Below are 229 nucleotides of genomic sequence, written 5' to 3'. Positions count from 1 at the left end.
AAATATCCGAAAGATGCTCAAACGACGGAGGAGCTATTACAGTGTGCTGATGCTGCTATGTATGATGCTAAAAATTCAGGGAAAAATACCTTTAGTTTTTACAACAGCACGTTAACTGAACGTTCACGTCATCGTATGGCGATTTCGACTAATCTCAAAAAAGCGTTATCCAATCACGAATTAGAGCTCTATTATCAGCCCCAAGTTGATCCAAACAACGGCTTGATGG

General features: G+C 40.2%; 1 pseudogene. It reads left to right on the top strand.

What is annotated here, in order from left to right:
- A pseudogene (locus tag A3G19_RS09005) lies at positions 1-229 on the top strand (diguanylate cyclase); the annotation flags it as partial.

The organism is Sulfuricurvum sp. RIFCSPLOWO2_12_FULL_43_24, from assembly GCF_001829605.1.
GTDB lineage: Bacteria > Campylobacterota > Campylobacteria > Campylobacterales > Sulfurimonadaceae > Sulfuricurvum.
The sequence above is the reverse complement of the archived record's forward strand: the minus strand, read 5'-3'. Positions and strand labels throughout refer to the sequence as shown.